At 60.2% G+C, this 13,557-nt stretch carries 15 protein-coding genes; all 15 read right to left on the bottom strand.

From position 1 onward, the window contains the following. Positions 1–81 precede the first annotated feature (81 nt). Complete coding sequence (locus FW764_RS03110; protein ID WP_446432706.1) at positions 82–1,083, bottom strand: ADP-ribosylglycohydrolase family protein; 1,002 nt, start codon at positions 1,081–1,083, stop codon at positions 82–84. Further along, positions 1,080–1,793 carry a GntR family transcriptional regulator gene (locus tag FW764_RS03105; RefSeq protein WP_446432705.1) on the bottom strand — a complete coding sequence of 238 codons (714 nt, stop codon included), beginning with the start codon at positions 1,791–1,793 and terminating at the stop codon, positions 1,080–1,082. Before FW764_RS03105 ends, FW764_RS03110 begins: the two co-directional genes overlap by 4 nt. Before the next feature lie 70 nt (positions 1,794–1,863). Next, positions 1,864–2,424, bottom strand: a complete 561-nt coding sequence (locus tag FW764_RS03100; protein ID WP_446432704.1) for a DUF1285 domain-containing protein — start codon at positions 2,422–2,424, stop codon at positions 1,864–1,866. A gap of 17 nt (positions 2,425–2,441) precedes the next feature. Next, complete coding sequence (locus tag FW764_RS03095; protein ID WP_446432703.1) at positions 2,442–3,047, bottom strand: DUF4823 domain-containing protein; 606 nt, start codon at positions 3,045–3,047, stop codon at positions 2,442–2,444. A gap of 205 nt (positions 3,048–3,252) precedes the next feature. Continuing rightward, positions 3,253–4,221: a GTP 3',8-cyclase MoaA gene (locus FW764_RS03090; protein ID WP_083357206.1), complete on the bottom strand. Its 969-nt coding sequence runs from the start codon at positions 4,219–4,221 to the stop codon at positions 3,253–3,255. A gap of 139 nt (positions 4,222–4,360) precedes the next feature. Then, entirely contained in the window at positions 4,361–5,029 is a 669-nt protein-coding gene (locus FW764_RS03085) for a TetR/AcrR family transcriptional regulator (RefSeq protein ID WP_446432702.1), read from the bottom strand. 445 nt (positions 5,030–5,474) lie between these two features. Beyond that, positions 5,475–6,260: a TatD family hydrolase gene (locus tag FW764_RS03080; RefSeq protein ID WP_446432701.1), complete on the bottom strand. Its 786-nt coding sequence runs from the start codon at positions 6,258–6,260 to the stop codon at positions 5,475–5,477. A gap of 77 nt (positions 6,261–6,337) precedes the next feature. Further along, positions 6,338–7,327 (bottom strand): DNA polymerase III subunit delta', encoded by a 990-nt coding sequence (locus FW764_RS03075; protein ID WP_446432700.1) that lies wholly within the window; start codon positions 7,325–7,327, stop codon positions 6,338–6,340. Then, entirely contained in the window at positions 7,320–7,952 is a 633-nt protein-coding gene (gene tmk / locus FW764_RS03070; RefSeq protein ID WP_446432699.1) for a dTMP kinase, read from the bottom strand. The genes FW764_RS03075 and tmk overlap by 8 nt, the downstream gene beginning before the upstream one ends. Before the next feature lie 19 nt (positions 7,953–7,971). Next, on the bottom strand, positions 7,972–9,117 hold the full coding sequence (mltG, locus tag FW764_RS03065) for an endolytic transglycosylase MltG (RefSeq protein WP_446432698.1): 1,146 nt from the start codon (positions 9,115–9,117) through the stop codon (positions 7,972–7,974). Between the two features lies 1 nt (position 9,118). After that, the gene (gene pabC, locus FW764_RS03060) at positions 9,119–9,934 is read right to left on the bottom strand and encodes an aminodeoxychorismate lyase (RefSeq protein ID WP_446432697.1); all 816 of its coding nucleotides are present in this window, start codon (positions 9,932–9,934) and stop codon (positions 9,119–9,121) included. Continuing rightward, positions 9,934–11,178: a beta-ketoacyl-ACP synthase II gene (gene fabF / locus FW764_RS03055; RefSeq protein ID WP_407019604.1), complete on the bottom strand. Its 1,245-nt coding sequence runs from the start codon at positions 11,176–11,178 to the stop codon at positions 9,934–9,936. The genes pabC and fabF overlap by 1 nt, the downstream gene beginning before the upstream one ends. A gap of 127 nt (positions 11,179–11,305) precedes the next feature. Continuing rightward, a complete protein-coding gene (gene acpP, locus FW764_RS03050; protein WP_016973676.1) occupies positions 11,306–11,542 on the bottom strand; it encodes an acyl carrier protein in 237 nt (78 codons plus the stop codon). A gap of 192 nt (positions 11,543–11,734) precedes the next feature. Continuing rightward, positions 11,735–12,478: a 3-oxoacyl-ACP reductase FabG gene (gene fabG, locus FW764_RS03045; RefSeq protein WP_010566560.1), complete on the bottom strand. Its 744-nt coding sequence runs from the start codon at positions 12,476–12,478 to the stop codon at positions 11,735–11,737. Positions 12,479–12,510: 32 nt separating this feature from the next. Next, positions 12,511–13,449, bottom strand: coding sequence for an ACP S-malonyltransferase (gene fabD, locus FW764_RS03040; protein ID WP_446432696.1), 939 nt, complete (start codon positions 13,447–13,449; stop codon positions 12,511–12,513). Positions 13,450–13,557 lie beyond the last annotated feature (108 nt).

The following is a 13,557-nucleotide window of genomic DNA, read 5'->3' as shown; positions in this document are numbered from 1 at the left end:
GTGAATCAACGCTCGGTCTTCCTGACTCAGCGAGTTCAATGTGCGAGCAAGCCCGCTCTCACATTTTTTTGCCCTGCGGCGTTACCTCAATGCGAGCAGCCCCTGCACCAGTGGCTGCAAGTCCAGGCCATTCACTTGCTTGACCTGTTCAATCATCGCTTGCGGCCAGCACTGCAAGCCCAGGCACGCGCCCAACATCGCGCCGAGGATCGCGGCGATGGTGTCGGTGTCGCCGCCAAGGCTGGCGGCCAGGCACACGGCCTCAAAGGCATTCATCGCACCCACCGCCACTTGCTGCGCGAGGGCAAACGAGACCACCACCGATTCCTGGGAGGCGACGGAGGTGCCGATCAGTTCGTAGAGCAGGTCGGCAAACAGGGCTTTGTCACCACAGCCGACGCTCAAGGTCCGTGCCCAACTGATGCGCGTGGAAATGCGTCCACCGGCAACCCAATGGCCGTGGCGTTCGGCCTGCTGGGCAACCTGGGTGCCAATATTGAGTGCTTCGCCCAGGTCCACGCCATGGATGCCGGCCGAGACCACCGCGGCCACTGCCGCCGCACTGGAGATGCCCAGCGTGGTGTTATGGGTGACCTGGCAGGCCTGAATCACCGCCTGGATAAACTGGGCCGGGTCGCGCACGTCGGCGGCGATTCCCACGGGCGTGATGCGCATCGCGGCGCCATTGGTGGTGCCGTAGCGCCCGGATTCTTCAGGGGTGTGGCCAGCGAGGATCATGTCGATGGCGCGTTTGGTCGATGGCCCGAGCAAATCCTGGGAGCCTTTGGCGCGCATCACCGCTTCCCAGTCAATCAGGCGTTGGGCGAGGACGGTCGGTTCGATCCTGCCCTTGCCTTCCACCAGCAACTCGCCGACCAGGATCGCTTGTTCGGTGTCATCGGTGATGGCGCCGGCTGGCATGTTTGGCGCGATAGGCTGATCGGCATCGGCGGCTTCCAGGCCAGTGATCGCACCGAATCGCTTTTGCACCTGCTCGCGACTCAAAGACTGGGTGGGCATACCTAACGCATCGCCCAAGGCCAGGCCGTAGAAGGCACCAAGGGCGCGATTTTCCGCGGTCATTTGGACGCTCCAAACTGCAAGTGCAGGCGAAAGTGCAGAGGGTCGAGCAGGCTTTCGACGTACTCCATGAAACGCTCGCGACGGTCGTAGGTGGTGCGTGAGGCTTTGAGAAACACCGTGCCGGCCGGGCGGCCGAGCAACTCGGCGTCTTCATCGCTCAGGGGCTCGGCGCCGATCCACTGGTCACCTTCGGCGCCGACATAGCCGTAGGCGGCCAGGGTGATGGTCAGGGAGTCGTCGATCAGACCAACGCGGGGCAGGCTTTCCAGGCCACCGGTCGCCGGCATTAACGAGCGCTCGAGGGACACTGCTGTGCCATCCGTGGTGCGCCGACGGCGGTCGAGCGCGATGAATTGGTCGCTGCCGAAGCGGCTGAGCAGGTCTGGACGGGTCACAGCTTCGAGCCGCAGGATGTCGGTGGAGACCCGCGCGCCAGTATCGGCCAGGGCCTGGGCCCAGCCGCTACGTTGGTCGAGCACCATGCCGTCAAAGGTGACGATAGAGCCGACACCGCTCTGGGTGGCGATGTAGTTACGCCGTTTGAGCTCTGCCAACGCTTCGCGCAAGGTGCCACGGCTGACCGCGAATTCTTCAGCCAACTGATGCTCGCCCGGCAGCAGGAAACCGTCAGCCATCACCCCGCCCTCGATACGGCGGATGAGCTCGTCGACGACGCGTTTTTTCTTATCAAATCGGACATGTCTAATCATGTACAAATTGATAACCGAAAGCGTTCGATGACAGCAAGCGAATTATTTCATAACGATGAAAAAGACGGCCTCACGGCTCCAGGCCAATGCGGAAAAATTCCCCGCCACTCCAGACGCCCAACCAACTTTTACCGTTGATCGGACGGCTGACGGCCAGCTCGACCAATTGGTAGAACACGTTGCGATGCACAAGGGCTTCAAGGTTGGTGCGCACGCGCAGATACGGCGCGGGCTCCTCGGTGACGGGGTCGATTACGACGCGCAATGGATGTTCGAGGCCGGCTTCAATTGGCTCGTCGACGTTGGTGATGAAGCGCAGCACTTGATCTTCGCCCTGCCCTTCGACTTCAAGGGTTACCGCGACAAACGGCGCATCATCGACGGTGATGCCGACCTTTTCCACCGGAGTGACCAGGAAATAATCATCGCCATCGCGGCGAATGATGTTAGAGAACAATTTGACCATAGGCTGACGCCCGATCGGCGTACCTTGGTAAAACCAGGTGCCATCACGGGCGATGCGCATGTCGATATTGCCGCAGAAATCCGGGTTCCACAGGTGCACCGGTGCCGGCCCCTTGCCCTTGGGCAGTTGGGCCAATAGATCATTGGCCTTGGCGGAATCGGTCATGAAGCTCTCCTTGAGTTTTACTGATCTCCCATGCCTAGCAGGCGGCGGGCGTACTGTGCCAAGGGGCGGGCAATCAGATCTTCTGGCTTATTGTCGTGGAACGTCAGTAAACCGCCACGACTGCGAATACGTGCAGTATCAATCAAATACTGGGTGCTGGTCTCGATCAACATGATCTGGATGACGCCGCTGTCCAGGCCGACGCGGTCGAGGGCTTGTTGATCGGTCCACTCATCGGCATTGCCAATACGGTCATCGGCGGCCGCAAAGCGGCAATACAGCAAGTAATGAGCACCCGCCGCACGGGCTTCAGACATCGCTTGCTCGAGCCCCTCTGGCTTACGGGCGCGGCGTACCATGGGAAAGTACTCGACGAAGCCATTGAAGGCTTCTTCGGCAACCACGTTAGGTCGTGGGTAGGCGCTGCCCGGTGGCACAAAGGCGCCCTGGGCGATAAAGACAAAAGAGTCCGGCTGTATGCGAATCGACGCGGTGCGGCGCGTATCACTGTGGTCCAGCAACCCGGCGTCGCTCATCTGATAGCGGGTGCCTTCGGCCATATCGCTGACGGTCATGCAACCACTCAACGTCAATGACGCCAGCAACAAAACCAGACTTCGCATCCTAATCCTCCAGAAGCCGGTGACGGAAAACCGGCGAATGGGCACGTAATGCAGAATCCGCGCCATTTGGAGACGACACCGCTCAAATGTCACAGGGCCATGCTCCCGAAGACAGTCTGTCAGCCACTGCACCGGGTGACTGATGCAGCGCTATCGGGAGCAAGCCCCCTCGCACATTGATGGGTGTGAAGCTTCAGTAGCGACGTCAGCCGCCGATGATCTTCATAATAGTGGCACCGCCCGAGAAGGCTACTTCCTGTTTATCGCCGAGGGCCTTCATCAGCAGGCCTTGCAAGGCCGGTAGTGCCTGGTGGCGCGGCTGGTCGAGCAGGTCACCGACATAGTGACGGTTGCTCGACGATAAACAGCCATGCAGCCAGCCGGTCGATGACAAGCGCAGCCGCGAACACGTGCGGCAGAACGGCACGCTTTCGTTGGCAATTACGCCGAAGAAGCCCTTGCCCGGCACTTCGTAGCGCACCGCGGTGGCGTCCACAGGTGCGTTGGCTTGCAGGTATTCGTGATGCTCGCCGATCAGGCTGAGCAGTTGTTGCAGGCTGACGAATTGCTGCAGGAACGCGTTGGAATCCTTGGCCAAGTGGCCCATGCGCATCAGTTCAATGAAGCGCAGCTCGTAGCCACGTTCCAGACAGTAATCAAGCAGCGGCATCACCTGATCCAGGTTCTGACCCCGCAACGGCACCATGTTGACCTTGATCTTGATCCCGGCGGCCCGTGCCTGGTCCATGCCATCGAGCACGGTGGCCAGGTCGCCGCCACGGGCGATGGTGCGGAAGGCATCGGCGTCGAGGGTATCGAGGGACACGTTGATCCGGCGAATACCGGCATCCACCAGCAGCGGCAGTTTGCGCGCCAGCAATTGGCCGTTGGTGGTCAGGCTGATATCACTGAGGCCCATACCGCCCACTGCGCCCATGAAGGCTTCCAGCTTGGGGCTCACCAGCGGCTCGCCGCCCGTGATGCGCAGGCGCTCGATACCCGCCGCTTCAATCAGATAAGCCACGCCACGAGCCATGGCCTCGGCCGAGAGTTCGTCCTGGGCAGCCACCAACCGCTTACCGTTAGGCACGCAGTAGGTACACGCGTAATTGCAGGCTGAGGTCAGGCTGATTCGCAAATTGCGAAACCGCCTGCCTTGACGATCAACGATCATGGATCACTCCGGCAGAAGATGATTCGGGCGCGCTAAAAGCTGACTTATAAATCAGTTTTTAGCAAGGTCCTTGCCTGAGTATATTCCTGGGGTACTGCAACTGGCAGTAAATCATTGCGCCATCACTGTCGGGAATAGCTTAAGTCGCAGGGGTCTCGCCGCTCTTCGGCTCAGCACTCGGCAGTTCGCTGCTGTGCTTGCGCTTGTTGCCCATGCGCACGCCGATGTCCATCAGGAACTGGAAGAAACCTTCCTGATCTTCCAGCACATTGCTCCAGAACGGCGAGTGGTACAACGCCACGGCGCCGTGCACCAACGCCCAAGCGGCGCAGTAGTGAAAATAGGGCGGCACATCTTCAAGCTTGCCTTCACTGATACGGCCCTTGATCAGCAGGGTCAAGCGTTCGAAGTTCGAGGCGCGGATCTTGTGCAACTCCTCAACCATCTCCGGCACCTGATGGCCCTTGACCACCTTCTCTTCCAGGCGGTCGAACAAGCGGTAGCGCTGCGGGTCGCGCATGCGGAACTCGAAGTAGGCGCGGGACAAAGCTTCCTTGTCTTTGTCGACATCGGCCGAATGCAGCAGCTCGTTCAAGTCGCGCTCGTAGTCGAGCATCAGGCGCAGGTAGATCTCGGCCTTGGACTTGAAGTGCTTGTAGATCGTGCCTTTGCCGATACCCACGGCATCCGCAATCATCTCGACGGTGACGCTGTCTTCACCCTGTTCGAGGAACAGCTTGAGTGCGGTGTCGAGAATTTCCTGCTCACGGCGGCGAAACTCACGGACCTTACGGGGTTCTTTTTGCATGAGGGAGAGGTCTGCAGAGGTCAATGTGGGAGGGATTGCGCAGGGCCATTGATACGTGGCGATACGATTTACCCAGTGCGAGGGATTATCCCGACTGAACGGTCGTTGGGCAACGCCTATGTGAACCCGCCAAGCAGTTTACTCTCAGCACGCCAACGATTTACTGGGTCTCAGTCAGAAATAATACACAACAACTACGACCGAACACCTGCTCAATGAGAACTCAAGCGAAGCGCGCGTATTCCAAATCTGTTTAAAAAACGATCAGATGCGACTGGACTGAATGGGATAGTGATCAATACTTGAAGTGTCGACGTGGCATCTCCCCCAAGTGACGCGTCGACCTGGGTACCGACGGACTGCGTACCCTTGTTTTACTCCTAATGGTCTTAGCCCGGATTCACCCCCCAGAACCCGGGTTTTTTTTGCCTGCGATTTGTCCATGTCAGCCGGCAACATGCGCGAGCGGGAACAGGCGCTTGAAGTTCTCGGTGGTCTGTTCGGCAAAGCACTCGTACGACTCACCCCGCAACATCGCCAGGTAATCCGCCACATCGCGCACATATTCGGGCAGGTTTGGCTTGCCGCGATGAGGGATGGGCGCCAGGTACGGCGAATCGGTTTCCACCAGCAGGCGATCGGCCGGTACCTGGCGCGCCACGTCGCGAAGGGCATCGGCGTTGCGGAAGGTGACGATACCTGACAGGGAAATGTAGAAACCCAGGTCCAGGGCGGCCCTGGCCATGTCCCAGTCTTCGGTAAAGCAGTGCAGCACGCCGGCCTGGGGCAACGCAGCTTCACGCAACAGGGTCAGGGTGTCGGCACGCGCACCACGGGTGTGGACGATCACCGGCTTGCCGGTTTGCTGCGCGGCCTGCAGGTGCAGGCGGAAAGACGCTTGCTGCAATTGAGCGGCTTCGGGTTCGTAGTGGTAATCCAGGCCGGTTTCGCCAATTGCCACCACGCGCGGGTGATTGAGCTCGCCCAATAACCAGTCGAGGGCCGGCGCCTCACCGGGCTTGAGATCCAGCGGGTGGATGCCCACCGAACAATCGACATCGGCATAACGATCAGCCAGCGCTTTGACGTCGGCGGCGTTCTCGGCGCTGATGCCGATACACAGGAAATGCCCTACTCCGCGCTGACGCGCAGCTTCCAGGGCGGCGTCGAGGGAGCCACCGTGCTGGGTAAGGTCGAGGCGATCAAGGTGGCAATGGGAGTCTACGAGCATAAGGAATGACCACTTTGTCCGGTAAAGATGAGCTACGGAAAATGTCTGGCCAACACTACACCCGTCGGCCACGGAAATTAACGCCGGCCGAGCAAGCCGACCCATTGCACCAGTAAGGCTTCGAGTAACAGCACGCGGTTCAGGTTAGCTTTGCCGAGGACTTTCTGACGTTGGGCCAGAATCCAATCCTGAATATTCAGCACCTTGTCCTGCGCACTCTTCTGCGCGAGGTACTGCACAACTTTGCGCATATCCGGCAGACCGAGGCCATTTTCATCCTGTGTCAACTGGTAGCGCAGGATCAGGCTCGACCAATCACAGAACCAGTCGAACAGCAGCAGCAACGGAATGTCCTTCCAGGCGCTCTCGGCCAGCTGCGTGGCAGACTGCTCTTGCTTGAGCAGCTTCTTGACGCCATCGACCACCAAAGCACGTTGCTCGCGCACGCCTTGAGCCTGCAGCTTCACAGCCGCCAAGGGGGAACCGGCCGCCAGGGTCAGCAACTCAACCCGTTCGTCCGCGGAACACTCCGCCAGCGCCTGCTCCAGCCACTGCAAGCTCATGGCCTCGCTCGGTAACGGGCAGGCCTGCTGCACGCAGCGGCTGCGAATGGTCGGCAATAAGCGGCTGGACTGGTGGCTCACCAGCAGCAGCACCGTATCGCCCGAGGGTTCTTCCAGGCTTTTGAGCAAGGCGTTGGCAGCGTTGATATTCATCGCCTCCACTGGCTCAATCAAAACCACCTTGCGCCCGCCCATCTGCGCGGTCTGCACCACGAAGCTGACAAGGTCACGCACTTGGTCGACCTTGATCGCCTTGTCAGCTTCCTCGGGCTCCAGCAGGTAGTTGTCAGGGTGGCTGCCGGCCTTGAGCAGCAGGCAAGACTTGCACTCACCGCAAGCTTCAAGCTTGACCGGTCGCTGACACAGCAGGCTCGCCATGAGCCGTTCGGCCAACGCCCGCTTGCCGATACCCGACGGCCCATGCAGCAAATAGGCATGGGCATGCTGGGCACGTCCCGCCAATTGCTGCCAGAGACTCTCCTGCCACGGGTACGCTTCAGCCACGGGCGCGCTCCAGCAGATTGGGCAGCAGGGCATCAATGGCCTGCTGTACCTGTGCCAGCGGCTGGGCCGCGTCCAACAGGTGATAACGCGCAGGCTCGGCCTTGGCACGGGCGAGGAACGCACTGCGCACGGCGTCGAAGAAGGCCCGGCCTTCAAGTTCGAAACGATCAAGGCGGCCGCGAGCGCTCGCGCGAGCCATGCCCACTTCCACCGGCAGATCGAATAACAGCGTCAGGTCAGGGCGCACATCGCCTTGGACGAACGTTTCCAGAGTAGCAATGCGCTCGAGCGACAAGCCGCGACCACCGCCTTGGTAGGCGTAGGTCGAATCGGTAAAACGGTCGCAAATCACTACGGCGCCACGTGCCAGGGCCGGGCGAATCACTTCGGCCAGGTGCTGGGCGCGGGCAGCAAACACCAGCAGCAGCTCGGTGTCCGGGTTCATCTGTTCTTCGCCTGGGGCCAGCAGCACTTCACGGATTCGCTCGGCCAGCGGCGTGCCACCGGGCTCACGGGTCAACACCACCTCGATACCCTCAACACGCAAGCGCTCAGCCAGGTAATCGCGATTGGTACTTTTTCCAGCGCCTTCCGGGCCTTCCAGGGTAATAAACAAGCCAGTCACAGGCAGTCCTTAGTCAGAGTCATTGCGGGCTTTGCGGCGCGGCGCTATCCGGCGCACGCTCGGCGGGCGTTTCAACCGGCGCGTCAGTCGGGGCCACGGCAGGCGGAGCCGCGTCGTCCTGCGGTTTCACAGCCGGCGCCGGGCTAGAGCGGTAGTCAGCTCGACGCTTGAGCTGAAACTCGCGTACAGCGGCATTATGCGCATCGAGGTCATCGGAAAAAATATGGCTGCCATCGCCGCGGGCGACGAAATACAGGCTGCTGCCCGGCACCGGGTTCAACGCGGCATGGATCGCCTCGCGGCCGACCATGGCGATCGGCGTCGGCGGCAGGCCGGCAATCAGGTAGGTGTTGTACGGGTTGGCTTCCTTGAGATGCGCACGGGTCAACTTGCCGTTGTAACGTTCGCCTAACCCGTAGATCACCGTCGGGTCGGTCTGCAGCAGCATGCCGATCTTCATGCGCCGCACGAACACGCCGGCAATCTGCCCACGCTCCTGCGGTACGCCGGTCTCTTTCTCCACCAGCGAGGCCATGATCAGCGCCTGGTAAGGATCGGTGTAGGGCGCATCGGCGGCGCGTTTGCTCCACTCCTGGGCGAGCACGTCATCCAAACGGTTGTAGGCTTTTTTCAGGAATTCGACGTCGGTCATGCCGCGCACGAAGCGGTAAGTGTCAGGGAAAAACCGCCCTTCAGGGAACACGCCAGGGTGACCGAGCTTGTCCATCACTTCACTGTCGCTCAAACCCGACAAGGTCTGCGCAATCTTTTCATGCTTGGCCAGGGCCGAGCGCACTTGGCGGAAGTTCCAGCCTTCGACCAGGGTCAGACTGTACTGCACCACTTCGCCGCGCTGCCACAGGCCGATCAAACCTTCGGCGGTAAGGCCAGGCGTCATGCGGTATTCGCCGCTCTGCAACGGCTGGCCGTCGAGATTGAAACGCCAGTAAAGGCGCAGCCAGAAGGCATCATTGAGCACGCCTTCAGTTTCGAGGCGATTGAAGGTGCCCGTTGGGGTCGACCCGGCAGGCACATCGAGCAATTGTTCCTGGGTCAGATTCAGGGGCTGCTTCAAGGCAGAATCCAGCTTCCAGGCCGAGAACCCCAGCAGCAAGCCTGCCGAGACCAAGCCGATCTGCAGCAGTAAAATCAGTTTTCGTATCAACTCAAATATCCAATAGCGCGCGAACAATGGCCTGCAGTTTACGGGTGAGCGGCCCAACCGACCAGCTCATCGCAGCACAGCCACGCACCGGCCAAATGCCATAGACGCTGTTGCAGACAAAAACCTCGTCGGCCTGCTGCAACTGCTCAAGGCTGATGTCGGCCACGGCCTGCGGGATGCCCAGTGCTTGCGCCTGGGCCAGAATCTCCGCGCGCATGACCCCCGCAACCCCGCAACGATTCAGATCAGCGGTAAGTAACAAGCCGTTGCGCACCAAAAAAAGGTTGCTGAACACGCCCTCAATGACACGGCCGGACATATCCAGCATAAGCCCTTCGGCATGCTCGGCATCCTGCCACTCAGCACGGGCCATCACTTGTTCCAAGCGATTAAGGTGCTTGAGACCGGCAAGCAAAGGCTGCTCGGCCAAGCGGGTGGCGCACGGAAACAGGCGTATGCCGTCGGCTCCATGCGCGGGAGGATAAGTAGCGGGCGGATTGCCCTGCAAGATACGGCGCGCCGGGGCGCCGGGGTTGATGCCGTAACCGCGCAGGCTGTCGCCACGGGTGAGGATCAACTTGAGGACACCGTCGCCAAGGGCGCTGGCGTAAGCCAGCACTTCGTCGCGGATCAGTGTCTGGTCCGCAACCAAGGCAACGCGCCTGCAACCCTCATCAAGGCGTTGCAGGTGACGCTCGAGCAGCACAGGCTGCCCAGCCTTGACGGCGAGGGTTTCAAACAGCCCATCGCCATACGCCAGGCCGCGATCTTTCAGGGGCACGCTGCCCGCTGGCTGACCGTCGACCCAGCTGTGCATCACTGCGCAAACCGGCGGAACACCAGAGAACCGTTGGTGCCACCAAAACCGAACGAGTTGGAGATCACTACGTCGATCGGCATCGGCTGCGCTTCGTGAGGCACGAAGTTCAGGTCGCAGCCTTCGTCCGGCTCATCGAGGTTGATGGTCGGCGGAGCGACCTGATCCTTGATGGCCATCACACTGAAGATCGCCTCGACCGCGCCCGCCGCCCCCAACAAGTGGCCCGTCATGGACTTGGTGGAGCTGACCGCCAGCTTGTAGGCGTGCTCGCCGAACACCGACTTGATGGCTTCGGCTTCCGCCAAGTCGCCGGTCGGGGTCGAGGTGCCGTGGGCATTGATGTACTGCACTTGGTCGGCGTTGACCTTCGCATCACGCAAGGCGTTGGTGATGCAACGTGCAGCACCGGCGCCGTCGGACGGTGGCGAAGTCATGTGGTAGGCGTCACCACTCATGCCAAAGCCGATCAGCTCGGCGTAGATAGTGGCACCACGCGCTTTAGCGTGCTCCAACTCTTCCAACACCAGGGCGCCAGCACCGTCGGCCAGCACAAAACCGTCACGGCCTTTGTCCCACGGACGACTGGCACGGGTCGGTTCGTCATTGCGGGTCGACAGCGCACGGGACGCGCCGAAGCCGCCCATGCCCAGGCCGCAGGCGGCCATCTCAGCGCCACCGGCGATCATCACGTCAGCCTCGTCATAGGCGATATTGCGCGCCGCCATGCCGATGCAGTGAGTGCCTGTGGTGCATGCCGTCGCAATGGCGTAGTTAGGCCCCTGTGCACCCAAGTGGATGGACAGGAAACCCGAAATCATATTGATGATCGAGCCCGGTACGAAGAACGGTGAAATTCGACGGGGGCCGGAATCGTGCAGCGTGCGGCTGGTTTCTTCAATATTGGTCAAACCGCCAATACCCGAACCCATCGCCACGCCGATGCGCTCACGGTTGGCGTCGGTGACTTCCAGGCCGGCATTACGCACTGCCTGAAAACCCGCTGCCAGGCCGTATTGAATGAACAGGTCGAGTTTGCGGGACTCTTTGATCGAGAGATATTCCTCGACATTGAACCCCTTTACCGAGCCGCCAAAACGGGTGGAATAGGCAGAAAGGTCCGTGTGTTCGATCAGACCAATACCACTGTGGCCAGCCAGAATGCCCTGCCAACTGCTCGGCACATCCGTGCCCAGTGGCGACAACATACCCATACCGGTGACTACGACGCGTCTACGCGACACAGCACTCTCCTTTTTCTAATGACGACACTTCGCTTGAGCGCTCAATTTTCATCTGAGCTAAAGAAAAAACCGCACGCCGTTACAGCAGTGCGGTTTTTCCCTAACAGCAAGCGACGACTACAAACTATTACGCCTGGTGGGCAGTAACGTAGTCGATAGCAGCTTGAACAGTAGTGATTTTTTCAGCTTCTTCGTCCGGGATTTCGGTCTCGAATTCCTCTTCCAGAGCCATCACCAGCTCAACGGTGTCAAGGGAGTCGGCACCCAGGTCTTCAACGAAGGAAGCGGAGTTGGTCACTTCTTCTTCTTTAACGCCCAGTTGCTCGGCAACGATTTTCTTGACGCGCTCTTCGATGGTGCTCATACCTTGTTTTCACTCCTAATGGACAAATTCAGGCAGCTGGCCAGTGGGTAAGTGTATAGAAAGCCATTTCAGCTTTTCAACTGAAAGCTTCACCCTGTACCCCGTCGGCCACCTGCCTATAAATTAAGTTGCAGCTTTATAACGGATTTTAGACAGCTCGTATGACATTTTTTTGAAGCGATCCGTCACAATTTAACTCATGTACATCCCGCCGTTCACCGGGATTGTAGCCCCAGTCACGTATGCCGCACCGTCGGATGCCAGGAAAGTGACCACATTTGCGATCTCTTGAGCCTGACCCAGACGGCCCAGCGGAATCTGCGTCAGCAAAGCTTCACGCTGCGCTTCGGGCAGCTCACGGGTCATATCGGTGTCGATGAACCCTGGGGCCACCGAGTTGACCGTAATCGACCGCGAGCCGACCTCACGGGCCAATGCACGACTGAAACCTTCCAGACCGGCTTTGGCCGCGGCGTAGTTTACTTGGCCTGCGTTGCCCATGGCACCCACTACGGAGCCAATATTGATAATTCGCCCCCAACGCGCCTTGGTCATGCCGCGCAAAACGCCTTTGGACAGGCGAAACAGACTGTTCAAGTTGGTATCGACCACGTCGTACCACTCGTCGTCTTTCATGCGCATCATCAGGTTGTCGCGGGTGATACCGGCGTTGTTTACCAGAATAGCTGGCGCGCCAAATTGTGCAGTGATCTGGGCCAATACAGCAGCAACCGACTCGTCACTGGTCACGTTCAGCTCAAGGCCGGTGCCCTGCACGCCGTTTTCCTTCAAGGTCGCGGCGATACGCTCAGCGCCTGAGGCAGACGTGGCGGTACCAATGACAACGGCGCCCTGACGGCCCAATTCCAGGGCGATCGCCTGGCCAATGCCACGGCTGGCGCCGGTAACCAGTGCAACTTTACCTTGCAGACTCATGCAGGCTTCTCCTAAGTTCGGGGATCAGGGATTCAGGCCAGTGCCGCACGAGCGGCAGCGAAGGCATCCGGGGTATTGAGGTTGGCAGTCGACACACCGTCGGCGCAGCGCTTGTTCAGGCCGGCCAGGACTTTGCCTGGGCCGCACTCAACCAGCTCGGTGGCGCCATTGGCGGCCAGGGTCTGCACAGACTCAACCCAGCGCACAGGCTTGTAGAGTTGCTCCAGCAGATCGCGCTTGAGGGTGTCGAGGTCGGCGGCAACGGCTGCGCTGACGTTCTGCACCAGCGGGATCTGCGGCGCCTGCCAGTTGATAGCCGCGATAGACTCGGCAAACCGCTCAGCGGCCGGGCGCATCAGCTCACAATGGGACGGCACGCTGACCGGCAATGGCAAGGCGCGCTTGGCACCACGGGCCTTGCAGCCTTCGATGGCGCGCTCAACCGCCACCTTGGTACCAGCGATCACCACCTGGCCAGGGGAGTTGAAGTTCACTGCGCTGACCACGTCGCCCTGAGCCGCTTCGGCGCAGGCTTCGATCACAACGGCATCGTCCAGGCCCAGAATAGCGGCCATGCCGCCCTGCCCGGCCGGAACGGCCTCTTGCATCAGTTGACCACGACGCTCGACCAGTTTGACCGCTTCACCGAGGGTCAGGCTGCCAGCCGCTACCAAAGCACTGTATTCGCCCAGGCTATGACCGGCCACGTAAGCCGGCCGCGCGCCGCCTTCCGCCAGCCACAAGCGCCACAGGGCGATCGAAGCGGTCAGGATGGCTGGCTGGGTTTTATCGGTTTGATTGAGTTGCTCTTCCGGACCCTGCTGAGTCAGCGCCCACAGGTCGTAACCCAGGGCGTCGGAAGCCTCCTTGAAGGTTTCCAGGATCAGCGGATGTTGCGCGCCCAGCTCGGCCAACATGCCGAGGGTCTGCGAACCCTGCCCTGGAAAGACGAATGCGAGGGATGTAGACATGTAACAAGCCCCTAATGATCTGGTCGTCAAAAATGTGCGCCCCCGATTTTGAGATGAATCCAAGGGTGGGAACGCACGAAACTGACAGATTGGATGGTCGATTGAACT

It is taken from the genome of Pseudomonas sp. 1152_12, from assembly GCF_052850675.1.
Note: the sequence above shows the minus strand (reverse complement) of the source record. Positions and strands in the feature narration are given on the sequence as shown.